The following is a 25,449-nucleotide window of genomic DNA, read 5'->3' as shown; positions in this document are numbered from 1 at the left end:
GGGCGTGATGGCACCCTATAAGTCATCCGTCCCGGAACCGTCGAGTCGCGGGCAGTAGAAAAACCGACATACAGGATCAGGGGAAACATGGGGATCTTTGGCAATCTGGGCGGCCTGTTCACAGCGGACATGGCCATCGACCTTGGAACGGCGAACACGCTGGTTTACGTCAAGGGGCGCGGTGTCATCCTGTCTGAGCCTTCGGTCGTAGCCTATCACGTCAAGGACGGCGTTAAGAAAGTTCTGGCCGTCGGCGAAGATGCCAAGCTGATGCTGGGCCGGACGCCCGGTTCGATCGAAGCCATCCGCCCCATGCGTGAAGGCGTGATCGCCGACTTCGACACCGCCGAGGAAATGATCAAGCACTTCATTCGCAAGGTGCACAAACGTTCGACCTTTTCGAAACCCAAGATCATCGTCTGCGTACCTCACGGTGCGACCCCAGTCGAAAAACGCGCAATCCGTCAGTCGGTTTTGTCCGCAGGCGCGCGCCGCGCGGGCCTGATCGCGGAACCGATCGCCGCCGCCATCGGCGCGGGCATGCCGATCACCGACCCGACCGGCAACATGGTCGTCGACATCGGCGGTGGTACGACCGAAGTGGCCGTTCTGTCGCTGGGCGACATCGTCTATGCCCGCTCGGTCCGCGTGGGTGGCGACCGCATGGACGAAGCCATCATCTCGTACCTGCGCCGTCAGCAGAACCTGCTGGTCGGTGAATCCACTGCCGAACGCATCAAGACGACGATCGGCACGGCGCGGATGCCTGATGATGGCCGCGGCCAGTCGATGCATATCCGGGGTCGTGACCTGTTGAACGGCGTACCCAAGGAAATCGAGATCAGCCAGGCCCAGGTCGCCGAGGCGCTGTCGGAACCCGTCCAGCAGATCTGCGAAGCGGTGATGACCGCGCTGGAGACCACTCCGCCCGATCTCGCCGCCGATATCGTGGATCGCGGCGTCATGCTGACAGGCGGTGGTGCATTGCTGGGTGATCTGGATCTGGCCCTGCGCGAACAGACCGGCCTGGCCGTGTCCATCGCGGACGAAAGCCTGAATTGTGTGGCTTTGGGCACCGGCAAGGCGCTAGAATACGAAAAACAGCTGCGCCACGCGATTGACTACGAAAGCTGAGGCGCGCACCTTTTAGGGGCAGTCTGAATTCGGCACGAGCAGCACGGGAAGGTAACCTGTGGCAAAAGACCGATCACAGCGCGATGACTACACGACCCCTCTGCGCCGCTTGTTGTTGGGGATCGTCATCCTGTGCTTGCTGGGTATCTTTCTGGTTTGGCGGATCGACAGCCCGCGCGTCGAGCGGTTCCGCGCGCAGGTGGTGGACGCGGTCGTACCGTCGATGGATTGGGCCATGGTGCCCGTGACCGCCGCTGTGAACCTTGTGCGCGATTTCCAAAGCTACCAGCGTCTGAGCGAGCAGAACCGCGAGCTGCGCAGCGAACTGCGCCTGATGCGTGCCTGGAAAGAGGCCGCACTGCAATTGGAGCAGGAAAATGCGCGGCTGCTGGATCTGAACAATGTCCGCCTCGACCCGCGCCTGACATACATCACGGGTGTTGTGATGGCCGACAGCGGATCACCCTTTCGGCAGTCCGTCCTGTTGAATGTGGGGGAACGCGACGGGATCGTTGATGGCTGGGCCACGATGGATGGAATCGGGCTGGTTGGCCGAATTTCCGGCGTCGGGCCAGACACGGCTCGGGTGATCCTGGTGACGGATGCCACCAGCGCCATTCCGGCAACGATTCAGCCTTCTGGCCAGACCGCGTTGATCAAAGGAGACAATACTCCGGCCCCAGTGGTCGAGTTTCTTGAAAACCGAGAGCTGGTCCGCCCCGGTGATCGGGTGATCACATCCGGCGACGGTGGCGTTTTTCCGGCAGGCCTTTTGATCGGCCAGATCGCCGCAGATCCGGGCGGCCGCCTGCGCGTTCGCCTTTCAGCAGATTTTGAACGGCTCGAGTTTCTTCGTGTTCTGCGCTTCCATTCGCCCCAGCCGATTCAGGATCCGGGTGGGATCGTCGGGCCAACTCGGCCCGAAACTGCGCTTGTGCCGGATGAGGTCAGCGATGGATAGGCCCGCCTCATACAACTGGGCCATGCGCGGCCTTTACGTTGCGCTGGCCTTTGTCGTTCTGTTTCTGCATTTGCTGCCGCTTGATGCGCAACCGGATCGCTGGCCTTTTCCTGATGTATTGATTGCGCTGACCTTTGCCTGGGTATTGCGGCGCCCCGACTATGTGCCCACGCTGCTGGTCGCGTTTGTCATGCTGATGGCGGATCTGTTGCTGCAACGCCCGCCCGGCCTTCTGGCTGCGCTGGTGGTGTTTGGCACAGCCTATCTGCGCTCTGCCGCTCCGGGTATGAAGGACACTGGGTTTGTCGGAGAATGGATGTCTGTCGGTGTGGTGATTGCCATGGTCTTTTTGACGAACAGAGTCGTTTTGTCGATCTTGTCTGTGCAGCAGGCCGCTTTGTGGCCAGTCGTTATGCAACTTGTGCTGACAATCGCCTTCTACCCGTTCATCGTGCTGTTGAGCCAAAGCGTATTTGGCGTCCACCGCCTGTCTGCTGCGGATGCCGGAGCCGTAGGGGGCGGAGCATGAAACAACGCAAACCCAAGTCGCAGGGCCTTGCCTATAAACGCCTGCCACGCCGGGCGCTGCTGCTGGGCGGTTTGCAGGCGGCCTTTATCGGCGGGCTGGCCGCACGGATGCGTTTCATGCAGGTGGATCAGGCCGACGAATACCGTCTGCTGGCCGAAGAAAACCGCATCAACATTCGACTTATCCCGCCAACCCGTGGACGTATCTATGACCGCAATGGTCAAATCATCGGTCAGAACTCACCATCCTATCGCATCGTCATCGTGCGTGAAGACGCAGGTGACGTCGACAAGGTGATTGCCAAATTGTCGGAACTCATCCCGCTGAACGATGATGAGATCGAACGCGCCCGGACTGAAATGCACCGATCAGCCCCGTTCCTGCCGGTCACTCTGGCGGATCAGGTCACTTGGGAAGACATCTCGAAAGTCGCAGTCAATGCCCCGGCCCTTCCGGGTGTGACGCCCGAAGTGGGCCTGACACGGCAATACCCACGCTATGAGGATTTCGCCCATATCGTCGGCTATGTCGGCCCGGTCAGCGACTACGATCTCAGCAAGCTCGAAGACCCCGAGCCGGTTTTGCGAATTCCCAGGTTTCAGATTGGCAAGGTCGGGTTGGAAGCCAAGCAGGAAACAGCCCTGCGTGGCAAAGCCGGTGCAAAGCGTGTCGAAGTCAATGCCACAGGGCGGGTCATGCGCGAGCTGGACCGGCAGGAAGGTCAGCCGGGTGCGGACTTGCAATTGGCGATCGATGCCGACCTGCAACAATATGCGCAAGCGCGGCTGGCAGGAGAAAGCGCGGCGGCAATTGTTCTGGATTGCGAAACCGGGGACCTGCGCGCTGTCAGCTCTACACCCAGTTTTGATCCAAATCTTTTTGTGCGCGGTATCTCGGTCGCGGATTATCGGGCATTGACGGGGGACAAGTACCGCCCTCTGGCCAACAAGTCCGTGCAAGGCACTTATCCTCCGGGGTCGACCTTCAAGATGGTCACCGCATTGGCCGCGCTGGAGGCCGGCGTGATAGGCCCTGGAAACACAGTGTATTGCCCCGGGCATCTAAAGGTCGGCAGCCGCAGGTTCCACTGCTGGAAGCGCGGCGGGCATGGCACGGTCGATCTGAACCTGTCGCTGAAACGCAGCTGCGACGTCTATTACTACGACGTGGCTTTGCGGGTCGGGATCGACAAGATATCCGAAATGGCTCGTACTTTGGGCCTAGGCGTCAAACACGATATTCCGATGTCGGCGGTCGCCGCTGGACTTGCCCCCAATCAGGAATGGAAGCAGCGGACACACGGTCAGGATTGGCTGGTGGGCGACACGGCCAACGCGTCCATTGGGCAAGGGTTCATGCTGGCATCACCGCTTCAACTGGCCGTCATGACGGCTCGTATCGCCACCGGCCGATCGGTGACACCGCGCCTTGTACGTTCGATCGACGGTGTCGAACAGCCTTCGGGCGCAGGGGAACCGCTGGACATCAACGCCTACAATCTGGAACAGGTGCGCAAGGCCATGTACTCGGTCTCGAACGATCGGCGTGGGACGGCCTATCGCAGCCGCATCATCGCGGACGAGTTCCGCATGGCCGGCAAAACCGGCACCAGCCAGGTCCGCAACATCACCAAGGCCGAACGTGCCGCCGGCGTGATCCGCAACGAAGACCTGCCATGGGAGCGTCGCGACCACGCCTTGTTCGTCTGCTTCGCGCCCTATGACAATCCGAAATACGCGGTTGCCGTGGTCGTTGAACATGGCGGCGGCGGGTCCAAGGCGGCGGCACCGGTGGCCCGCGATATCATGCTTCAGGCGCTCTACAACGGTACCCCGCCGCTTGAGGCATATCCGGTTGCCGACCGCGAGCGGATCAAGGAACAGCAAAAACGGCTCGAGGGCGACCGTCGCCCCAAAGCGCGTCCCGACGGAAAGGACCGCGCATGAGCTATCTTGAATATGCCGTGAAATCCACGCCGTCGGGGTTTCGGAAATTCCTGTACATGAACTGGCCGCTGACCCTGTTGCTGATCAGCACGGCCAGCGCAGGGTTCCTGATGCTGTATTCGGTTGCAGGCGGGTCGTGGACACCCTGGGCAGAACCACAGATGGAGCGGTTCGGGCTTGGCCTGATCGCGATGTTCATCATTGCTTTGGTTCCGATCTGGTTCTGGCGCAACATGTCCGTGCTGGCCTATCTCGGGTCGGTCGCGTTGCTGGTATTCGTGGAGTTGTTCGGCACCATCGGCATGGGCGCGCAGCGTTGGATCGACCTTGGGTTCATGCGCCTGCAACCCTCAGAAGTCATGAAGGTGGCCCTGGTCATGGTTCTGGCGGCGTATTACGACTGGCTGCCATCGCACAAGACGTCGCGCCCTCTTTGGGTCTTTGTTCCCGTGGCCCTGATTGTCCTGCCAACCCTGCTGGTTCTGAAACAGCCGGATCTCGGCACGTCGATCCTGCTGTTGGCTGCCGGTGGCGGGCTGATGTTTCTTGCGGGTGTCCACTGGGCCTACTTTGCAGCCGTCATTGCCGCCGTCGTGGGCCTGATCGCCGCCGTGTTCAACAGTCGCGGGACCGAATGGCAGTTGCTCAAGGATTATCAGTTCCGCCGGATCGACACGTTTCTTGACCCCTCTACCGATCCTTTGGGTGCCGGGTATCACATCACGCAATCCAAGATCGCCCTTGGTTCCGGGGGCTGGAACGGGCGCGGTTTCATGCAGGGTACGCAATCCCGGCTGAACTTCCTGCCCGAGAAACACACCGATTTCATCTTCACCACCCTCGCAGAAGAATTCGGATTCGTCGGTGGCATCACGCTTTTGATTCTCTACGCCTTGATCCTTGTGTTCTGTATGGCGACCGCACTGGCCACCAAGGATCGGTTCTCGTCACTGGTTACTCTGGGCATCGCGCTAAACTTCTTCTTGTTCTTTGCCGTCAACATGTCGATGGTGATGGGCATGGCACCGGTTGTGGGCGTCCCACTGCCAATGGTCAGCTATGGCGGATCGGCCATGCTGGTGCTGATGGCCGCGTTCGGCATCGTCCAAAGCGCTCATATCCATCGTCCCCGCTGATCCGAAAGGCCCCCGATGCCCGTAAACGTTCTGTTTTCCGCGCGCCCTGCCCTGTGGCCCGTGTATGAACCGCTGCTCACTCGATACCTTGCGGAGGCCGGCGTTGAGGCGCGGCTCGGTACGGAATTTGACCCGGATCAGGTCGATTACGTTGTCTACGCTCCGAATGGCGGGTTACTGGATTTTTCGCCCTTTACACGCCTGAAGGCGGTTCTGAGCCTCTGGGCCGGGGTTGAAAAGATCGCGGACAATGACACGCTGACCGTCCCCTTGGCGCGAATGGTGGATCACGGGCTGACGCAAGGTATGACCGAATGGGTGGTGGGCCATGTGCTGCGCTATCATCTGGGAATGGATCGCCACATCACCATCCAGGATGGCGTCTGGGCCCCGGATGCCCCACCTTTGGCGCAAGAGCGCAAGGTGTGCATTCTGGGCCTCGGCGCGTTGGGCGAAGCCGCGGCCCGCACCCTGGCCTCGCTGAATTTCACGGTCACAGGCTGGAGCCGCACCGCCAAGGACATCCCCGGCGTAACCTGCCTGCATGGTCCTGACGGTCTGCGTGACGCGCTTTCCCGGGCCGAGATACTGGTTCTGCTGCTGCCTGACACCGTTGCCACCGAAAACGCGTTGAATGCTGAAACGCTGGCCCTGCTGCCCAAGGGCGCGCGGATCATCAACCCGGGTCGCGGACCCCTGATCGATGACGATGCGCTGCTGGATGCCTTGAACGCGGGTCAGGTCGGTCACGCGACGCTGGATGTGTTCCGGGTCGAGCCCCTGCCCCCCGATCATCCGTATTGGGCACATCCGAACGTGACGGTGACCCCTCATATCGCGTCCGAGACCCGCCCGGTCACAGCCGCGCAGGTCATTTGCGAAAACATCCGGCGTGGCGAAGCCGGAGAGCCCTTCGTGCACCTGGTGGATCGCGCTTTGGGCTACTGATTTCAGGCCGCGATCAGACCGCGGCCTTTCAACAGGGCGTCAACCCCCGGCAATCTTCCCCGGAACGCCAGATACAGGTCTTCTGCCTCGCGCGAACCGCCAGTGGACAGGATGTTGTCCTCCAACGCTTTGGCGCGTTCGGGGTCAAAGGCACCTCCCGCCTCTTCAAAGGCGGCAAAGGCGTCGGCATCCATCACTTCGGACCACATATAGCTGTAGTACCCCGAGCTGTAGCCATCGCCTGCAAAGACATGCGCGAAATGCGGAGTAGCGTGGCGCATTCCAATGGCTTTCGGCATCCCCAACCTGGCCAAAACTTCTGACTGTTTCGCCATCGGATCTGCCGGTGCCTCGCCATCGTGGAAGGCCAGATCAACAAGGGCCGAGGCGACATATTCCACCGTCTGGAATCCCTGATCGAAATTGGCCGCCTTCAGCACCTTTTGCAGCATTTCCTGCGGCATCGGCTCGCCCGTTTCCGCATGGGTCGCAAACTCGGCAAGAACCTCGGGCACTTCCAACCAGTGTTCGTAAAGCTGGCTGGGCAATTCTACGAAATCGCGCGCCACGGACGTGCCCGAGATGCTTTCATATGTCACGTTGGACAGCATCTGGTGCAGGGCATGGCCGAATTCATGAAACAGGGTCCGCGCGTCATCATAGGACAGCAAGGCGGGATCCCCTTTGGCAAAGTTGCAGACATTGATGACAACCGGTGTCTGCTTCTTCGGGAATTTGGCCTGCGCCCTCATCGCGCTGCACCAGGCGCCTGACCGCTTGGACCCTCGTGCAAAGTAGTCTCCGATAAATACGGCAATATGCTGCCCGTCGCGGGTAACGTCCCAAGCCCGGCAATCCGGGTGATAGAGGGGTACGTCCAACGGTTTGAAATCCAGCCCGAAAAGCCGGTTGGCGCAGGCAAACGAAGCCTCGATCATACGATCCAGTTGCAGATAGGGTTTCAACGCAGCCTCATCCAGATCATGTTCCGCCTTGCGCCGCTTTTCAGCATAGTACCGCCAATCCCAAGCTTCCAGCGGGCCGTTGATGCCGTCTTCCTGCATCATCTGCGTCAGAACATCCGCGTCGGCGTCTGCGCGGGACTTGGCCGGTTCCCAAACCTGCATCAACAGTTCGCGCACCCGATCCGGCGTGCGCGCCATCTCGGTTTCCAGCTTGTAGTCGGCGAACGTGTCATAGCCCAGAAGCTTGGCACGCTCTTCGCGCAAGGCCAGGATCTCGGCCGCGATGTCTCGGTTGTCGGTCTCGCCCCCATTGGCGCCGCGTGCGGCCCAGGCGCGATAGGCTTTTTCACGCAGGTCCCGGCGGGGCGAGAATTGCAGAAACGGCACGATCAGCGACCGTGACAAGGTGACCACCGGCCCCTTGGCTTTCTTCTCCTGCCCCGCGGCACGCGCCGCGTCCACGACGAAATCCGGCAGGCCGTTCAGATCCCCTTCGGTCAGATCCATGTACCAGTCCCGCTCATCCGCCAGCAGGTTCTGGGTAAACGAGGTGCCCAGCGACGCAAGGCGCGACTTGATCTCTTGCATACGGGTGTCTTCGTCCCCTACCAAAGCCGCACCGGCACGCACAAAGCCCCGGTGGGTCAGCATCAGCACACGCGCCTGTTCCTCAGTCAGGTCAAGATCATCGCGCCGTGCCCATAGGTCGGCCACACGCTTGAACAGCGACTTGTTGGAAGAAATGCCCGAAAAATGCGTCGAAAGCTTGGGGGAAAACGCGCGTTGCAGTTCTTCCCGCTTGGGGTTGCTGTCCGCGCCCGCAATCGTGAAGAAGACCGACAGAACCTTGTCCAGTTGCCCGCCCGCAGCCTCGAGCGCCTCGATCGTGTTGGCGAATGTGGGGGTATCCGGATTTGCCGCTATCGCGTCAATTTCGGCGTTATGCTCTTTCATCGCCTGCTCCAGTGCCGGCGAGAAATCATCATCCGAGATATCGGAAAAAGGGGCGATTTCAAACGGTGTGGTCCAGTTGGACAGGATCGGGTTGGTCATGCGGATCTCCTTTGATCCCATAGCTATGTCGCCACGGCCGGGTGTTCCAGAACACCCAACCCATGTGAAGAAAGGTTAATCGTTTCTCATGCCACACACGGGGCAATCGTCCCGGCGGGTCAGAACAATCTTGCGGCTTTCACCGTACAGCGCGTCATAGATCAGCATCTCGCCGCGCAGCGCCATGCCGGCGCCCGTTATCACCTTGATCGCCTCGACCGCCATCATTGATCCGACGACGCCCGGCAGCGGGCCGATCACACCGGCCTCGGAACAGGACGGGGCCAGACCGGGCGCCGGGGCCTCTGGGAAGATACACTGATAGCAGGGGCTGCCATTGGCGGGGTCAAACACACTCAGTTGACCTTCCCACTGCGACAAAGCCCCCGAAATCAGCGGTTTGCCCAGCGCGACAGCGGTTCGGTTTGCCAGATACCGGGTCTCAAAATTGTCGGTTCCGTCAAGAATCAGATCGAAGTCTGCAAACAGGTCAGTGGCGATTTCCTCGCTCAAGCGGCGGTGATAGGGCAGAACAACGACGTTCGGGTTTTGCGCCTCCATCGCCTGCTGGGCCGAAAAGACCTTGGGTATTCCAATATCCGCGTCGCGGTGAATGATCTGTCGTTGCAGGTTGGCATTCTCGACGACGTCATCGTCGATGATCCCGATCGTGCCGACACCCGCAGCCGCCAGATATTGCAGCGCAGGTGCGCCCAGACCACCTGCGCCGATCACCAGCACGCGGGCTTTCTTAAGTTTTTTCTGACCGGGCCCACCCAGTTCGCGCAACACGATATGGCGGGCATAGCGGTCCAGTTCGGCCTCGGTAAATCGGTCCGAGGGCATGTCGGGCTCCGGTTCCGAAGTTGAAACTGCGCGGTTGCGTAAGGCTTTGAGTATTCTGCCATACAGCAAAGCCAGCGCCGCGAAACCCACGAGGATCAGCCAAAGCGCCGCAGACCCACCCGTTGCTTCGCGAAGAGGGTGCCCATCCGGCAAGATCAGATGGGACAGTATGACGCCGGCCAACAACACACTCACGGAAACCACCCGCGCTTTTGGGGACGTGCCGGCGAAATAACCGACGCCCCAAAGCCCCGCAGCCAGGATGAAAACCAACAGCATCAGCCGCGCCCGGTCGAGCCGAAACCGCCAGCCCCGCGATCGGTTTCGCCCAGCGCCTGAGCCAGTTCAAACCTGGCCTGCACCACCGGCGCGACCACAAGCTGCGCGATACGATCTCCGTGGGCGATCTCGAACCGTTCCTGGCCCGCATTCATCACGATCACGCCCAAGGGCCCACGATAGTCGCTGTCAATGGTGCCCGGCGTGTTGGGCAGTGTAATCCCATGTTTCAACGCAAGGCCCGAGCGGGGCCGAACCTGCACCTCATACCCTTGCGGGATTTCAATGCGCAGGCCGGTCGGCACCAGCGCCCGCTGACCGGGGTCCAGCGTAATCGGCGCGCCGTCGGGCAGATTGGCACGCACGTCCGCGCCGGCCGCCCCCGAGGTTTCGTAAGAGGGAAGCGCCACGGCGGGGTCTGCCCCGTCTTCGCGGATCACCCGGATTGCAACCATGCCCTTGCCTTTCCTTCAGCCTGCCAACGCGTCCGCGATTTTCGCCGCCAGACGCCGGGCAACTTCGTCTTTCCCCATACGGGGCCATTCCTCGGCCCCGTTGTCCGAAATCAGGATGACCGCATTCTCTGACCCGCCCATAATGCCTGTTGCAGGGCTGACATCGTTGGCGACGATCCAGTCACAGCCTTTGCGCAGACGCTTGGCCGTGGCGTGTTCAATCACATTGTCCGTCTCGGCCGCAAAGCCGACAACCAATGGCGGACGGTTCGCGCCCATCCCGGAAACACGTTTCAGAATGTCCGGGTTTTCGGTGAATTCCAGTACCGGCAGGCCATCGCGACTTTTCTTCAGCTTCTTGTCCGACGCGCTGGCGACACGCCAGTCCGCGACCGCAGCCGCGAATATTCCGGCATCGACGGGCAGAGCTGCATCAACCGCATCAGACATCTGTTGCGCGGTTTCGACAGGTACGACCCGCACACCCGCCGGGGGCGGCACGTCTGCCGGGCCAGTCACAAAGGTCACCTCGGCCCCCAATTCCGCCAGCGCCCGGGCTACGGCGGCACCTTGGGCCCCGGACGAGCGGTTGGCTATATACCGGACCGGATCTATCGGCTCATGCGTCGGGCCGGACGTCACCAGCACCCGCTTGCCCGTCAAAGGCCCCGCAGACAACCGAGCCTCAATCGCCGTGACAACTTCCAGCGGCTCGGACATGCGCCCCGGGCCGTATTCGCCACAGGCCATGTCGCCTTCGTTCGGGCCCACAAAGCGCACGCCATCCGCTTGCAGCTGCTTCAGGTTTCGCTGTGTTGCCGGGTGGGTCCACATCCGCACATTCATCGCGGGCGCACACAGAACGGGTGTGTCCGTGGCCATCAGAAGGGTCGAGGCCAGATCGTTGGCCAACCCTGCGGCCATCTTGCCCATCAGATCCGCCGTTGCGGGGGCCACGACGATCAGATCCGCAGAGCGGGACAGTTGAATATGCCCCATCTCGGCCTCATCGGTGAGATCAAACAGATCGCGATAGCCTTTTTCACCTGCCAGAGCCGATACGGACAGCGGCGTCACAAACTCTTCCGCAGCGCGCGTCAATACAGGGGTTACGTCCGCGCCACGCTCGCGCAACCTGCGGATCAGGTCCAGCGATTTGTAGGCCGCGATTCCGCCACCGATAATCAGCAGAATGCGTTTGGATGACAGCATGTTCAGCCCTTCCTGTCCCGGTCGGCCCCGACATTAGGCAAGGCCCGCAGGTAGTTCCAGCGATTAATTCTGAACCTGAAATGCCGCACAGGGGTCTTCGCGCTCGGCCGTGGGGCTATCAATCACGATATCGAATTCTCCGTCGATCGCTCCATCCTCGGATTGTCCGACGGCCACGACTTTCCAACCTGGTCTGAGGCGCGCAAGATAGGTCGGTATGCCCCGATCCTTTCGCGCGTGACCATTTCCAGTAATCACGGCAACTGGACCCCCGGTTTCGTCCATCGCACGGACCACAGCACGGGCCAGCACAGCATCGCGCAATCGTTGAATCGCTACCATCTGGGGCAACATTTCAGCCGGAAGCGCATCGCAATGCGCCGCCAACTGGTCGGCTTCGCGCGCGGCCTGTTCTTCGGGCGATAGAGGCACCGTCAGACCATAACGCGCCGCGTCTGCCCCCAACGCCGTGGCAGCACCACGTTCCATCGCGGCACGCGCGGCAGCTCGCGGAACCATAGCCCCGTAAACCGGCGCGCCTGACGCCTCGAACACCGGATAATACATGCTGAGCGGCGGCCAGCCACTTTCAGCCCATTTCAGAATGTGGCTCAGTTCTTCCGGGTTTGACACAGCTTTCTGAGCGAGTCTCTGCGCGCCCTCTTCCGTGACCATTTCCCAGACGACGGCCGAAGGTGAAACAGCTTCAAGCGCCTCGGCCTGCACCAAATGATGCGTCGGGTTGTCGTGAACTTCCCCCAATATCAAGACATCGGCGTCCCGCATCGCGGACATGGCATCAGCGGGAACAAGTCTATCTGCCAGCCCCGGTCGCGCTGCCGCAACCGTAAGACCCAGAACAAACGCAAGAATCGCAAACTGTTTCATACGATGAAGTGTTGCACCTCGCGCGACTGGGCTTCAAGGTTCTTGCGCATTTTCGCAAAGGCTGCGGCCTCAAGCTGTCGTACACGTTCTTTTGACAGACCCAGCTCGGTTCCCAGGCTTTCCAGGGTTCGCGCAGGGTCTCGCAGCTTGCGCTCGCGCACAATGAAACGCTCGCGATCATTCAAGGCATTCATCGCCGTCAACAGCCACTTGCGCAACTGTTCGGTATCATGGCTGTGTTCAACTGCTTCGGCTGCCTGCTCGCGGTCATCTTCCAGGGCATCGATCCACTCGCGCCCATCCTCATCAGCGGATTGCACCGCATTCAGCGAAAAATCAGAGCCGGACAGACGACCTTCCATCATCTCGACGTCGCGCAGCGGCACACCGATTTCCGTGGCGATCATCTGGTGTAACTGATGACGGTCCAATTCCTGCCCTTCGGTGGCGGCTTCCCGTTCCAGCCGGGCCTGAACGCGACGCATGTTGAAAAACAGCGATTTTTGAGATGAGGTTGACCCGGTCCGAACCATGGACCAGTTCCGCATCACATAGTCCTGAATGCTTGCCTTGATCCACCATACGGCATAGGTCGAAAACCGCACGCCGCGATCTGGGTCGAACTTGTCTGCGGCCTTCATCAGGCCAAGGCCTGCTTCCTGAATGAGATCATTCATCGGCGCGCCATAGCGCTTGAACTTGGCCGCCATCGAAATCGCCAGACGCATATAGGCGGTGATCAGACGGTGCAACGCCTGTTCATCACGCTCATCACGCCATGCATAAGCCAGTTTCAGTTCGGTTTCCGCATCCAGCAGCTCGGCCTTCATTGCTTGCCGGGACATCGAAAAGTCCGTCGCATTATCCAGTGCCATAAACCTCTCCCCTGTTTGCAGGTACTGGTCAGACTTGCTTTGCCGACCTATGACCATTACGCAAAACAGCACCAAACGGATCAACTATAGGTAAGTACTGTGTCGCCGGATTTAACCTTGGTTCTGGGCGGGGCCGCGTCGGGCAAGTCGGTTTTCGCCGAAGAACTGGTTGTTTCTCAGGGGAAAAGCCGAGTTTACCTTGCGACATCACAAGTGTTTGATGACGAGATGCGCCAGAAGATTGAGCGCCATCTTGAACAACGCGGCGACGGGTGGACCACGGTTGAAGAACCTTTCGATCCGGGGCCGGTTCTGGCCACGTTGTCGCCCGATCAGATTTGCCTGATTGACTGCGCCACCATGTGGCTGAGCAACCACCTGCTGGCCGAAACCGATCTGGAAGCGGCACAAACCGCCCTGCTTGACGCCCTTCGTGCATGCCCTGCGCAAATCGTGATCGTCTCGAACGAAGTTGGCCACGGCATTGTCCCGGACAACACCCTGGCCCGCCGGTTTCGCGAAGCACAGGGGCGGCTGAACATCGCGCTTGCAGCGCAGGCCGATCTGGTGGTGCAGATCACTGCCGGGTTGCCCTTGGTTCTGAAAGGGCAAATGCCGTGATGCGCCTTCACCTTGTTCGACACGGGCCGACACATGCGAAAACCATGGTCGGCTGGTCCGACCTGCCCGCTGACCTTAGCGATACAGCCGCACTGAAACGTCTGCACGACCATTTGCCGCCCAAGGCGCTTGTGATCTCGTCCGATCTGTCACGGGCGGTTGACACCGCCACGGCCATACAAGGTCAACGTCAACGCCTTCCCCATAAACCGGGCTTGCGGGAAATCCATTTTGGCGACTGGGAGTTGCGCGGATTTGCCGAAATCGAAGCCGAAGACCCGGAACTGGCCTTTTCATATTGGGACAACCCCGGCGATGTCCGCGCTCCGAAAGGTGAAAGCTGGAACGACGTCCGCAATCGGGTTGATGCGGCGATCGACACGCTTGTTTCAGCACATTCAGGCCGCGATCTAATCATCGTCGCGCATTTCGGCGTTATCCTCACGCAAGTGCAGCGCGCCCTTGATCTGGACGGACAACAGACCTTTTCACACCGAATCGACAACCTGTCGGTAACGGATATCCTGATCGACGCAGGCAGGTGGTCCGTCGGTACGATCAATCACCTTCCGTGAACAGACCCCACACAAATCACTGTTTTACCGGGTTGCGAACCTGCGGCATCGTCTGCGTATGACATATGATTTGTATATCGGCGACCGCCTCTTCTCCAGCTGGTCAATGCGTGGCTGGTTGATGCTTGAGAAATTCAACCTTCCCTACAGAAGCCACATGATTGGCCTGTATTCGGGCACCATGGCACAGGATATGGAGCCCTTGGCCCCAGCGCGACTTGTGCCTGCCCTGCGCCTGCCGGAAGGAACTGTGGTGGGCGAAAGCCTGGCCATGGCTGAAACCCTGGCCGAGCGCCACCCTGATGCCGGCTTGTGGCCATCAGATCCCGCCGCCCGGGCAACCGCCCGCTGGCTATGCGCCGAGATGGTGGCAGGGTTTGGTGCCTTGCGGGATGAATGCCCGATGCAATTGCTGCACGTCTGGCAGGGTTTCGACCCCTCAGATGAAACACTGGCAGATCTGGCACGCATCGCAATACTCTGGGACCATGCACGCAAAGTGTCCGGTGCGGGACAAGGCCCGTTGTTCGGCGCGTATTCGCTGGCGGACGTGTTTTACACACCTGTCGCAGCGCGGATCATCGGATATGGGCTGCCAGTTTCCAAGGCGAACCGGACCTATTGCCTGGACCTGTTGTCAGACCCCGCCGTCAGACAATGGCGCGCAATGGGCCTGACTGTCAGATACGACCCTTTTCCCTATCGTCAGGATTTGCCGTCCAAGCCCTGGCCGATCGGAGGGGTTTCAACCGCCAAGCCGGTCTCCGGCCCGTCAATCAACCAAGTTTGCCCGTATTCCGGCAAACCCGTTGCGGAATTTCTGGAGTTGGATGGAAAATGCTGGGGCTTCTGCAATCCATTCTGCCGCGACAAAACAATTGCCGATCCCGACGCGTGGCCAAAATTCGCTGCATTGCGCGCAACCGTTAACGACTCTTAAACCACAATCATGGCAGCAACACCCTGTTAACCAAGAACAGGACTGCCATGGTCGCCCGCGCCCACACTGTTGCCTTTCACGGCGTCGAAGCCCGCCCGGTCGAGGTGCAATGTGCCGTATCGCCCGGCTTGCCGGCCTTTTCCATCGTTGGCCTTCCCGACAAAGCCGTGTCCGAAGCCCGCGACCGTGTCCGCAGCGCGCTGAGTGCGATGGCCATCGCTCTGCCGTCGAAACGAATTACGATCAACCTGTCTCCTGCGGATCTGCCCAAGGAAGGCAGCCATTTCGACCTGCCCATCGCAGTCGCGCTGTTATCGGCACTCGAGGTCATCCCAGCCGATGCCGCCGAAGGAACAGTTGCACTGGGAGAGTTGTCGCTTGATGGATCTCTGGTGCCTGTCGTCGGCGCCCTGCCCGCGGCCATGACGGCCGCGTCAGAAGATCGCATGTTGCTGTGTCCCAAAGCCTCCAGCGCCGAGGCTGCATGGGTCGACGCCACTCAGGTTATCGGCGCGGGTTCCCTGGGCGATGTTGTCCGCCATTTCTCGGGACAGTGCCCTTTGCCGGCGGCACAACCCGGCGAGGTGAATCTGGCGCCCAGCGTGCGGGATCTGCGCGATGTAAAGGGGCAGGAACGCGCCAAGCGCGCCTTGGAAATCGCGGCAGCCGGGCGTCACCATCTGATCATGATCGGCACGCCGGGGTCGGGCAAATCCATGCTGGCCGCACGGCTTCCGGGCATCTTGCCACCGCTGACCGCAGTCGAAGCGTTGGAAACTTCGATGATCCAGTCCCTGTGCGGGTTGCTGGATGAAGGCGGCATCAACCGCACGCGTCCATTTCGGGAACCGCATCATACGGCCTCGATGGCAGCCATTGTCGGCGGGGGCAAAGGTGCCAAGCCCGGTGAGATCTCATTGGCGCATAACGGCGTGCTGTTCATGGATGAGTTCCCCGAATTTCCCCGTACGGTTCTGGAGACCCTGCGCCAGCCAATAGAATCCGGAGAAGTCATGGTGGCGCGTGCCAATGCCCATGTGAAATACCCCTGCCGTTTCATGCTGGTGGCCGCCGCGAACCCGTGCAAATGCGGCTACCTGACGGATCCATCGCGCGCCTGCTCTCGCGCACCCGGCTGCGGCGAGGATTATCTGAACCGTATCTCGGGGCCCCTGATGGACAGGTTCGACCTGCGGATCGAAGTTCCGCCTGTGGGCTTCACCGATCTTGATCTGCCCCCATCCGGCGACAGCTCGGCGACAGTTGCCGCGCGGGTTGAAAACGCCCGCGCCATACAGGCCGAGCGGTTTCGGGGAATGCCGGACCTGCGTCAGAATTCCGACGCCGAAGGCAAAGTTCTGGAACAGATCGCAACACCCGATGCAGAAGGAAAAGCCATTTTGCTGAAGGCCGCAGATCGGTTCGGCCTATCGGCGCGTGCCTTTCATCGGATCCTGAGGGTGGCGCGGACGATCGCCGATCTGGACGGTTCAGCCGACATCCGCAGGCCACATGTTGCAGAGGCGCTGAGCTTTCGCATCAGCGCCCGGGTCATGGCTTAGATCTTGGCTTCAATCGCCTGCCAGATCTTCTCGGCGATGTTCACGCCGTCGAACCGTTCCAGCTCTTGAATGCCGGTGGGCGAGGTCACGTTGATTTCGGTGAGATAGTCGCCAATGATGTCGATCCCGACAAAAATCTGACCTTTTTCTTTCAGCAGCGGTCCGATGGCGGCGCAGATCTCCAGATCACGCTGTGACAACCCGATCTTTTCCGGGCGCCCGCCCACATGCATGTTTGACCGCGTTTCGCCCGCGGCTGGCACCCGGTTGATTGCGCCAACCGGTTCACCGTCCACGAGGATCACCCGCTTGTCGCCATTGCTGACATCCGGCAGGAACTTTTGCACGATCAGAGGCTCGCGCGAGAACCCCGTGAACAGCTCGTGCAGAGAGGTCAGGTTGCGGTCATTGGCATCCAGTCGGAACACGCCCGCACCGCCATTGCCATAAAGCGGCTTTAGGATGATATCGCCGTGCTTTTCCTTGAACGCCTTGATCGTTTTTATGTCACGGGCAATCGTTGTCGGCGGCGTCAGGTCAGGGAAATCCAAAACCAGCAGTTTTTCAGGATAGTTCCGCACCCAGAACGGGTCGTTGACCACCAGCGTTTGCCCTTTCAGGCGGTCCAGCAGATGGGTGGACGTGATGTAATGCATGTCAAAGGGTGGATCCTGACGCAGCCAGACCACGTCGAAATCGGCCAGGTCAACTTCACGTTCGGGGCTCAGAATCGCCGGATCGCCGGCGACCCGCTGCACGGTCATGTCATGGCCGTGCGCCGTGATACGACCTTCCTGATAGGCCAGCTGATCCGGCCCATAGAAAAACAACGAATGACCGCGCGCCTGCGCCTCCTCCGCCAGACGGAATGAGCTGTCGGCGTTGATGTCCACGGCCCCGATCGGGTCCATTTGAAAGGCGATTTTCATGTCGTGTCCCTCAGTTTCACGCAAGATACATGGCCCAGCAGGCCTGAGGGTTCAATGGGGCTTAGGCGTGACCGAAGGCGTTTTCGATGATTTGAACCGCGCCAGTGCCATCTACCAGTGCCGCGTCAAATCGGACATTGGTCAATTGCCCACCCGGTTCGTTTTCCAGGTATTGCGCGGCCGAGGCACAGATTCGGTCAATTTGTCTTTGACTGATCCGAGCTGCAGCTTTTTCGAAACTGGAGCTTTTCTTGACCTCGATGAACACGAGCCCGTCGCCATCCCGCACAATCAGATCGATTTCACCACCGGCACCCCGCCACCGGCGATGCGCAATTGCAAAACCCCGGCGCTCATAGTCCGAGGCGACCCGAAGCTCGGCCGACTGCCCCGCCTGATAGGAAACCGAGCCCTGAATTGCACGCCGCCCCATGTCATCCCTTTCCCAGTTTCAGAGCTTTCTGGTAAATCGGACGGCGCGGCAGATCATACATTTCTGACACAAGATCCGCTGCGTCCCGAACCGAGTGGGTTTCCAAAGCTCGCTTCAAAGCCTCTTCTACGTCGGATTCGTTAACACTTTGCGAATGACTACGGTCCACCAGCAGAACGATCTCACCCTTGACCGGTTTTTCCTGAATTTCTGCCGCCAGATCGGCCAGTCTTCCACGGCGGATTTCTTCGAACTTTTTCGTCAGTTCACGGCACAAGGCCGCCTGACGGTCTGCCCCCAGGCAATCCGCAAGATCTGCAAGGCTGGCCGAGACGCGTTTGGGGGATTCATAGAACACCAAGGTGCCTGGTATGTTTTTCAAAGCCTCAATCCGGGTCCGGCGTGCGCCCGATGCATTAGGCAAGAAACCTGCGAAGAAGAATGAATCCGTTGGCAGGCCCGCCAGGGTCAGCGCTGTTATTGCGGCGGATGCCCCGGGCGCACAGGTCACCATATGCCCGGCTTCGGCCGCCTGCTTGCCCAAATCATATCCCGGATCAGCGATCAGTGGCATACCCGCCTCGGATGCATAGGCGACAGATTGCCCCTGCGCCAGGGCATCCATAAGTCTGCCACGCGCCCCGGCGCCGCTGTGATCATGGTAGGCCTGGATATGCCGACCCTCCAGCGGGATGCCATGGATTTCCATCAACCGCCGCAGGCTCCGGGTGTCCTCCGCCGCTATCACATCGGCCGAGGCCAGAACATCCAGCGCCCTGAGAGTAATATCGCGCGCGGTTCCGATCGGAGTGGCAACAAAATACAGGCCCGCAGCCAATCTGATCTTTTGGAAATTCAAAGCTGGACCCTCACAGCGTGACGTTTATTATCGCGGCTCAACAGAACAGAAGCATTCACAGCCGCCGGATCAGGGAGTTTTCATTTAGATGTTTACCGTTTGCAAGCCCGTAAGCAAGCTGGCGAAAGCCGCCATTGCCCTGACGACCGCAGCGTTTCTGGCTGCTTGTGAGCCCGGCGGCGTTGGGGGTGGCCCTTCGATTGACACGTCGAATCCTGTTTCGGTTGCTTTGCTGGTTCCCCGCTCGGGCGACGCCGCGCTGGCGCAGAGCCTTGAGAATGCGGCCCGTATGGCAATGTCCGATCTGCCTAACGTCAAAATCGACCTGCGTGTTTACGATACGGCAGGAAATCCGACCACGGCGACAGCGGTGGCCCAGCAGGCCGTTGCCGAAGGCGCCAAGATCATTGTCGGCCCTGTTTACGCTCAGGCGGCAAACGCTGCCGGGCTGGCCGTACTGAACAATAACGTGAATGTCCTGTCGTTCTCGAACAACACCAGCATTGCGGGTGGCAATGTATTTGTACTTGGACCGACCTTTGAAAACACCGCCAACCGGCTGGTGAATTATGCGGGCAGGCAAGGCAAAACGAACACGGTTATCGTGCACAGCAATGATGCCGCGGGGCGAGTGGGGCAAGCTGCCATCGCCAATGCACTGGCAAACAGCCGGGTCAACAATGCGGGAACGGTCGGATACGACCGGTCGCAACAGGGTGTTATCAACTCGGTTCCCACCATCAAGGCCACCGTCGATTCGACAGGGGCGGACTCGATTTTCATGACGGCAACGACAGCGGGTGCCTTGCCACTTTTCTCGCAATTGCTGCCTGAGGCCGGCGTTTCTCCGGCGACGACACAATTCATCGGTCTGACCCGTTGGGATATCCCCCCGCAAACGCTGGAGCTGCCGGGCGTGCAAGGGGGATGGTTCGCCCTGCCCGACCCGTCAAAGGCCCAAGCCTATCGTCAACGCTATAACGCGACATATGGAGAAGCGCCTCATCCGATCAGCGGTCTGGCCTATGACGGAATAGCGGCGATTGGTGCTTTGGTCAGCCAGGGCAAATCCGATGCGCTGACCGGTGCTGCCCTGACGCAAAATGCCGGTTTCCAAGGTGTTGGCGGTATCTTCCGTCTCCGCCCGAACGGCACCAATGAACGCGGCCTTGCCGTAGCGACGATTCAGAATAAACAGGTGGTTGTGATTGACCCTGCCCCGCAAAGCTTCTCTGGTGCCGGTTTCTGAGCGATCGGGCGAGACCATGGCGCCGGATGGCGCGCTAATTTGCCCTGCCGAAAACATCTTTGACAGCGTCAGCGTCAATGATGCGCTGGCCGAGGTGTTCGAGACCAGCTCTGACAACAGCAAAATGCGCTCTGAAACAGTGCGCATTCTGCGCGACGCTCAGAAAGCGGGTCGCAAAGCCATTGCCGATGCCTTCAGCGAGCGTCCGTTCGACGCGCGCGCGCTGACCCGCTCCTATACCTACCTGACGGACCAGCTGGTCGGAACCGCGATGCTGGTCTCCAGCACGCGCCTGCATCCGCTTGCGACGCCAACACAAGGTGAAAAGATCGCCGTACTGGCCGTTGGCGGATACGGGCGCGGTGAAATGGCGCCCTCTTCGGATGTCGATCTGCTGTTTCTGACCCCCTATAAAATCACGGCCTGGGCCGAAAGCGTCATCGAATCGATGCTTTATATCCTTTGGGATCTCAGGCTTAAGGTCGGGCATTCCTCGCGCACGATCAAAGACTGCCTTCGGCTGGGCACCGAGGATTTCACGATCCGCACAGCAATGCTTGAACAACGTTATCTGGCGGGTGACAAGGCGCTGGCCGACGAGCTTGAACGGCGCCTGAAAACCGAGCTGTTCAAAGGAACCGAGCGGGAGTTCATCGAAGCCAAACTGAACGAACGAGATGAGCGGCACCTGAAACAGGGAGAACGCTACAAGGTCGAGCCCAACGTGAAAGAGGGCAAAGGGGGGTTGCGCGACCTCCAATCCCTCTACTGGATCGCAAAGTACATCTATGGCGTTCAGGACGTGGCCGAACTTGTGCCTTTGGGTCTGTTCACCCCGGAAGAGTTCAAGACCTTCGTTCAGGCCGAAGAATTTCTTTGGGCCGTTCGTTCGCATCTGCATCTGGTGACGGGTCGCGCCACCGAGCAACTGACCTTTGACATGCAGGTCGAGGTTGCAGCGCGCATGGGCTATGAAGATCACGCCGGTCGCCGGGCGGTCGAGGTGTTCATGCAACGCTATTTCCGCGAGGCCACGCGTGTCGGCGAGTTGACGCGGATTTTTCTGACGAAGCTTGAGGCGCTGCACGTGAAAGGCGCACCATTGCTGGAGCGCATTTTCCGCAGACGCCGGCGGATCAAAGCGGGATACCGGGTTGTTCACGGTCGTCTGGACGTAGCGGACCCTGACAAATTTCTGTCCGACAAGGTAAACCTTCTGCGCCTGTTCGAAGAAGGCTTGCGAACAGGAATGCTGATCCATCCGGATGCCATGCGTCTGGTGGCGGCAAATCTGCATCTGATCGACGACGAAATGCGCAATGACAAAGAGGCGCGGCGCATCTTTCTGGACCTGATGCTGAAACACGGCAACCCAGAGCGAGCCTTGCGGCGGATGAACGAACTGGGTGTGCTGTCAGCCTTCCTGCCCGAGTTCGAGCCCATCGTGGCAATGATGCAGTTTAACATGTACCACAGCTATACGGTGGACGAGCATACCATCCAGTGCATCGTGAACCTGGCCCAGATCGAACGCGGAGAGTTGATTGAATCGCTGCCTCTTGCCTCTTCGATTCTGAAAGGTGGGGTCAACCGCAAGGTGCTGTATGTCGCCCTGTTGCTGCATGATATCGCGAAGGGGCGACCCGAGGATCACTCGATTCTTGGAGCACAGATCGCGCGCAAGGTGGCACCAAGACTGGGCCTGAACAAAGCAGATTCGGAAACGGTCGAATGGCTGGTGCGTTATCACCTGCTCATGTCCGACATGGCACAGAAACGTGACATTTCAGACCCCCGCACAGTGCGCGATTTCGCCAAGGCAGTTCAAACCGTCAAACGGCTGGATCTGTTGACCGTTCTGACCGTCTGCGACATTCGCGGCGTGGGGCCGAACACCTGGAACAACTGGAAAGCCACGCTTTTGCGTGCCCTTCACGCCGAAACTAAGCGCGCGCTGGAGACCGGGATGGAGGACCTCAACCGCGCCAATCGCGGCGCCGAGGCAAAAAAGGCCCTGCGCACCGAACTGGCGGCCTGGTCCAAGGCCGATCTCAAATCCGAGACGGGGCGCCACTATGACCCGTATTGGCAGGGTCTCAATCTGGCCACACATGTCGAGTTTGCGAACATGCTGCGTGCGCTGGAACAAAGCGGCGACCCCGGCGCGATGGAGATCCGCCTGCAACCGGACGAGGATCGCGACGCAACCCGAGCCTGTTTTGCAATGGGCGACCACCCCGGTATCTTTGCCCGCATTGCCGGCGCGCTGGCCCTGGTCGGCGCGAATGTCGTGGATGCGCGCAGCTATACGACCAAAGACGGCTATGTCACCGATGCATTCTGGATTCAGGACGCCGAAGGGCACCCGTTTGAAGCCTCACGCCTGCCACGTCTTACGCAGATGATCCACAAGACGCTGCGCGGCGAAGTGGTTGCGAAGGAGGCGTTGAAATCACGCGACAAGATCAAGAAACGCGAGCGTGCCTTCAACGTTCCAACGCATATCACCTTCGACAATGACGGCTCTGAAATATACACGATCATCGAAGTGGACACCCGCGACCGTCCGGGTCTGCTGTTTGATCTGACCCGGACCCTCGCCGCAGCGAATGTTTACATCGCTAATGCCGTGATCGCGACCTATGGCGAACAGGTGGTCGATACGTTTTACGTCAAGGATATGTTCGGCTTAAAATATCATTCGGAAAACAAGCAACGTGGGCTTGAGGCCAAGCTGCGCAAGGCGATCACCGAAGGCGCCGAGCGTGCGGCCTCATGAAGCAAATCCGTTTGTTTTCAGGCCTGTTTACGGTCGGCTTCTGGACGCTGGCCAGTCGAATACTGGGGTTTCTGCGGGAAATTCTGCTGACCGCCTTCATCGGCCCCGGGCCGGTGATGGATGCTTTCGTCGCGGCCTTTCGCCTGCCGAACATGTTCCGCCGCTTTTTCGCCGAAGGCGCGTTTAACGCGGCTTTTGTGCCCATGTTCTCGAAACGGCTGGAGGCAGACGAGAACCCCCAGGGGTTCGCGCAGGATGCGTTCAATCTGTTGGCCGTGGCCGTTCTGGCGCTGGTCGGGCTGGCCATGGTTTTCATGCCGGGTCTGGTGTGGCTGACGGCCGAAGGGTTCCATGGGGATGAACGTTTCGATCTGGCCGTGGACTATGGCTATGTCGTGTTCCCGTATATCCTTTTCATGTCCTTGGCGGCGTTGTTTTCGGGGGTATTAAACGCCACCGGCAGGTTCGCAGCGGCCGCAGCGGCACCTGTTTTGCTGAACATCTTTGCCTGCACCGCGCTGATCGCCGGGGCCATCTCTGGCGGTGAGGTGATACGATGGCTGATCTCGGTCATTCCGGTCGCCGGCGTCGCACAACTGGTGCTGGTCTGGGTGGCGACCGAGCGTGCCGGTATCCGCATCCGACCCGGCCTGCCCCACCTGACGCCCGAGATGCGCCGGATGGTCCGCATCGCGGTTCCCGCCGCCTTGGCCATGGGGGTTACGCAGGTCAATCTGGTGGTCGGACAACTGGTGGCATCAAAGACTGAAAAGGCCGTGAGTTGGCTGTTTGCCGCGGATCGCCTGTACCAACTGCCTTTGGGCGTCGTCGGAATCGCCATTGGCATTGTCCTGCTGCCAGACCTGTCCCGCCGCCTGCGCGTCGACGACAAGGAAGGAGCCCGCAACGCGTTTTCCCGCGCCGGGGAATTTATGCTGCTGTTGACGCTGCCGTCGACCGTGGCGTTCCTGATCATCCCGAACCCGCTGGTTTCGGTGCTGTTCGAACGGGGACAGTTCAGTCCCGAGGATACCGCTGCGACAGCGCTGGCGGTCGCGATTTATGGCATCGGTCTGCCTGCATTCATGCTGCAAAAATTGCTGCAACCCCTTTTCTTCGCGCGCGAGGATACGCGTTCCCCGTTCCGTTATGCGGTGGTCGCAATGGTCGTGAACGCGGCCTTGGCGTTTGGCCTATTTCCGCTGGTGGGTTGGATCGCCCCTGCGATTGCCGCGTCAACTGCCGGCTGGGCCATGGTTGTTCTTCTGGCGATCGGGGCACGTCGCATGGGCGAAGAAGCGCGTTTCGATGACCGTTTCAGGGCACGTGCGGGACGGATCGTTCTGGCCTCGGTCGGCATGGGCGCGGTCTTGTTTGCGTTGATCCACTTCTTGGGTTGGACGCTGGACATTCCCGGCTGGCGCTATCTTGCGCTTTTGGTCCTGATCGTGGTCGCCGCCGTCTCGTATTTCTGTCTTGGTCATGTCCTGGGAGCGTTCAAATTGTCAGAGTTCAAACGCGCCTTGCGCCGGGCCTGATCAATCGCGTCGGATGCGCCCGACGATCCGGGCCCAGGCCCCCGGCGCCACCAGAAATGACATGCCAAAGCCGGTGGCAAACCCGCCCAGATCGGCGACCCATTCCGCGTTTCCGCCGAAGATCAGACCAAACAGGAACTGAATGCCCATCAGAACGGCGATCAGCTGAAACGCCCTCGCCTGATTTGCCCCCACAAGCGACAGTTTGCGCCACAACAACCACGTGAATGCTCCGATCAGGCCATAAACAGGTGGAAACCCTCCGATCAGGGGATAGCGCGGGTCCAGCAAAACGGCATAACTCAACGCGCCGCCAATCCCCGAGACGACGAAGATCAGCAGCATGGGGACACCACCGAAAACCTCACCAACCATTTTTCCCATCGCCAGAACGAAGACACAGACAAAAATCGCCTGCGTAAAGTTGGCGGATACAAAGGGATAGGTCACGAACCGGACCAGATGTTCGAACGGCCAACGCCCGTTCAGCACCATCCAATCGAAAATATCCGCCGAGAAGGCATAGTGCTGTATCGCGTCCAGACGCCAACCCACGGCCGCCGGTCCTCCGATCAAACCGCGCGATCCCAGCGTGAAGGCCAGTTCGACGCCGATGATGAACAGAACCAGCGCCACCACAACGGGCGGCAACGGGTTAACGGCGGGTGTGTAATGCTCACTGCTCATTGGGATGGCCTTTCGCGGCTGTTGACGTCCCTTTGCCTCATGGGTAAGCG

General features: G+C 60.0%; 23 protein-coding genes. 13 read left to right on the top strand and 10 right to left on the bottom strand.

The features are described from left to right. The first annotated feature begins 87 nt into the window (after positions 1 to 87). The 6 genes from ACR0FB_RS14900 to ACR0FB_RS14875 are packed head-to-tail and all read left to right on the top strand — an operon-like array spanning position 88 to position 6,654. Positions 88 to 1,134, top strand: coding sequence for a rod shape-determining protein (locus ACR0FB_RS14900; RefSeq protein WP_039523195.1), 1,047 nt, complete (start codon positions 88 to 90; stop codon positions 1,132 to 1,134). Positions 1,135 to 1,192: 58 nt separating this feature from the next. Then, positions 1,193 to 2,095: a rod shape-determining protein MreC gene (mreC, locus tag ACR0FB_RS14895; RefSeq protein ID WP_480621300.1), complete on the top strand. Its 903-nt coding sequence runs from the start codon at positions 1,193 to 1,195 to the stop codon at positions 2,093 to 2,095. Next, on the top strand, positions 2,088 to 2,624 hold the full coding sequence (locus ACR0FB_RS14890; protein WP_171634834.1) for a rod shape-determining protein MreD: 537 nt from the start codon (positions 2,088 to 2,090) through the stop codon (positions 2,622 to 2,624). The genes mreC and ACR0FB_RS14890 overlap by 8 nt, the downstream gene beginning before the upstream one ends. After that, positions 2,621 to 4,570 (top strand): penicillin-binding protein 2, encoded by a 1,950-nt coding sequence (gene mrdA, locus ACR0FB_RS14885; RefSeq protein ID WP_480621302.1) that lies wholly within the window; start codon positions 2,621 to 2,623, stop codon positions 4,568 to 4,570. Before ACR0FB_RS14890 ends, mrdA begins: the two co-directional genes overlap by 4 nt. Then, entirely contained in the window at positions 4,567 to 5,706 is a 1,140-nt protein-coding gene (rodA, locus tag ACR0FB_RS14880; protein ID WP_171634836.1) for a rod shape-determining protein RodA, read from the top strand. Before mrdA ends, rodA begins: the two co-directional genes overlap by 4 nt. Before the next feature lie 15 nt (positions 5,707 to 5,721). Continuing rightward, positions 5,722 to 6,654, top strand: coding sequence for a 2-hydroxyacid dehydrogenase (locus tag ACR0FB_RS14875; RefSeq protein ID WP_480621304.1), 933 nt, complete (start codon positions 5,722 to 5,724; stop codon positions 6,652 to 6,654). A 2-nt stretch (positions 6,655 to 6,656) separates the two neighbouring features. Here ACR0FB_RS14875 and ACR0FB_RS14870 read toward each other — a convergent pair whose 3' ends face one another. The 6 genes from ACR0FB_RS14870 to ACR0FB_RS14845 form a co-directional block, all read right to left on the bottom strand. Next, entirely contained in the window at positions 6,657 to 8,672 is a 2,016-nt protein-coding gene (locus ACR0FB_RS14870; protein ID WP_480621306.1) for a M3 family metallopeptidase, read from the bottom strand. 75 nt (positions 8,673 to 8,747) lie between these two features. Continuing rightward, positions 8,748 to 9,797, bottom strand: coding sequence for a HesA/MoeB/ThiF family protein (locus tag ACR0FB_RS14865; protein ID WP_480621308.1), 1,050 nt, complete (start codon positions 9,795 to 9,797; stop codon positions 8,748 to 8,750). Continuing rightward, positions 9,797 to 10,252 (bottom strand): dUTP diphosphatase, encoded by a 456-nt coding sequence (gene dut / locus ACR0FB_RS14860; protein WP_152456882.1) that lies wholly within the window; start codon positions 10,250 to 10,252, stop codon positions 9,797 to 9,799. The genes ACR0FB_RS14865 and dut overlap by 1 nt, the downstream gene beginning before the upstream one ends. Before the next feature lie 15 nt (positions 10,253 to 10,267). Beyond that, a complete protein-coding gene (gene coaBC, locus ACR0FB_RS14855; protein WP_480621310.1) occupies positions 10,268 to 11,464 on the bottom strand; it encodes a bifunctional phosphopantothenoylcysteine decarboxylase/phosphopantothenate--cysteine ligase CoaBC in 1,197 nt (398 codons plus the stop codon). A 63-nt stretch (positions 11,465 to 11,527) separates the two neighbouring features. Beyond that, positions 11,528 to 12,352, bottom strand: a complete 825-nt coding sequence (locus ACR0FB_RS14850; protein WP_480491933.1) for a ChaN family lipoprotein — start codon at positions 12,350 to 12,352, stop codon at positions 11,528 to 11,530. Then, positions 12,349 to 13,227 (bottom strand): RNA polymerase factor sigma-32, encoded by an 879-nt coding sequence (locus ACR0FB_RS14845; protein WP_480621312.1) that lies wholly within the window; start codon positions 13,225 to 13,227, stop codon positions 12,349 to 12,351. The genes ACR0FB_RS14850 and ACR0FB_RS14845 overlap by 4 nt, the downstream gene beginning before the upstream one ends. Before the next feature lie 99 nt (positions 13,228 to 13,326). Between ACR0FB_RS14845 and cobU the strand changes: the two genes are divergently transcribed. The 4 genes from cobU to ACR0FB_RS14825 are packed head-to-tail and all read left to right on the top strand — an operon-like array spanning position 13,327 to position 16,925. Next, positions 13,327 to 13,848 (top strand): bifunctional adenosylcobinamide kinase/adenosylcobinamide-phosphate guanylyltransferase, encoded by a 522-nt coding sequence (cobU, locus tag ACR0FB_RS14840; RefSeq protein ID WP_171724248.1) that lies wholly within the window; start codon positions 13,327 to 13,329, stop codon positions 13,846 to 13,848. Next, on the top strand, positions 13,845 to 14,423 hold the full coding sequence (locus tag ACR0FB_RS14835) for a histidine phosphatase family protein (protein ID WP_480491930.1): 579 nt from the start codon (positions 13,845 to 13,847) through the stop codon (positions 14,421 to 14,423). The genes cobU and ACR0FB_RS14835 overlap by 4 nt, the downstream gene beginning before the upstream one ends. A gap of 58 nt (positions 14,424 to 14,481) precedes the next feature. Continuing rightward, positions 14,482 to 15,363 (top strand): glutathione S-transferase, encoded by an 882-nt coding sequence (locus tag ACR0FB_RS14830; RefSeq protein WP_210093315.1) that lies wholly within the window; start codon positions 14,482 to 14,484, stop codon positions 15,361 to 15,363. Positions 15,364 to 15,410: 47 nt separating this feature from the next. Further along, positions 15,411 to 16,925, top strand: coding sequence for a YifB family Mg chelatase-like AAA ATPase (locus ACR0FB_RS14825; protein ID WP_480621314.1), 1,515 nt, complete (start codon positions 15,411 to 15,413; stop codon positions 16,923 to 16,925). On the opposite strand, the gene gshB is transcribed toward ACR0FB_RS14825, so the two are convergent. From gshB to rsmI, 3 genes are all read right to left on the bottom strand, one after another. After that, complete coding sequence (gene gshB, locus ACR0FB_RS14820; protein WP_480621316.1) at positions 16,922 to 17,854, bottom strand: glutathione synthase; 933 nt, start codon at positions 17,852 to 17,854, stop codon at positions 16,922 to 16,924. The genes ACR0FB_RS14825 and gshB overlap by 4 nt on opposite strands. Positions 17,855 to 17,915: 61 nt before the next feature. Then, positions 17,916 to 18,287, bottom strand: coding sequence for a YraN family protein (locus tag ACR0FB_RS14815; protein WP_152456873.1), 372 nt, complete (start codon positions 18,285 to 18,287; stop codon positions 17,916 to 17,918). Position 18,288: 1 nt separating this feature from the next. Beyond that, complete coding sequence (gene rsmI / locus ACR0FB_RS14810) at positions 18,289 to 19,146, bottom strand: 16S rRNA (cytidine(1402)-2'-O)-methyltransferase (RefSeq protein WP_171724252.1); 858 nt, start codon at positions 19,144 to 19,146, stop codon at positions 18,289 to 18,291. Positions 19,147 to 19,234: 88 nt separating this feature from the next. Between rsmI and ACR0FB_RS14805 the strand changes: the two genes are divergently transcribed. Genes ACR0FB_RS14805 through murJ form a run of 3 tightly spaced genes read left to right on the top strand, consistent with a single transcriptional unit; the run spans position 19,235 to position 24,712 of the window. After that, positions 19,235 to 20,395, top strand: a complete 1,161-nt coding sequence (locus ACR0FB_RS14805) for a penicillin-binding protein activator (RefSeq protein WP_480621318.1) — start codon at positions 19,235 to 19,237, stop codon at positions 20,393 to 20,395. Then, a complete protein-coding gene (locus ACR0FB_RS14800) occupies positions 20,355 to 23,174 on the top strand; it encodes a [protein-PII] uridylyltransferase (RefSeq protein WP_371732237.1) in 2,820 nt (939 codons plus the stop codon). The genes ACR0FB_RS14805 and ACR0FB_RS14800 overlap by 41 nt, the downstream gene beginning before the upstream one ends. Beyond that, on the top strand, positions 23,171 to 24,712 hold the full coding sequence (murJ, locus tag ACR0FB_RS14795; protein ID WP_480621321.1) for a murein biosynthesis integral membrane protein MurJ: 1,542 nt from the start codon (positions 23,171 to 23,173) through the stop codon (positions 24,710 to 24,712). The genes ACR0FB_RS14800 and murJ overlap by 4 nt, the downstream gene beginning before the upstream one ends. On the opposite strand, the gene ACR0FB_RS14790 is transcribed toward murJ, so the two are convergent. Further along, complete coding sequence (locus ACR0FB_RS14790) at positions 24,713 to 25,399, bottom strand: rhomboid family intramembrane serine protease (RefSeq protein ID WP_171171106.1); 687 nt, start codon at positions 25,397 to 25,399, stop codon at positions 24,713 to 24,715. Positions 25,400 to 25,449: the final 50 nt, after the last annotated feature.

It is taken from the genome of Ruegeria sp. P10 (assembly GCF_056534925.1).
The sequence above is the reverse complement of the archived record's forward strand: the minus strand, read 5'-3'. Positions and strand labels throughout refer to the sequence as shown.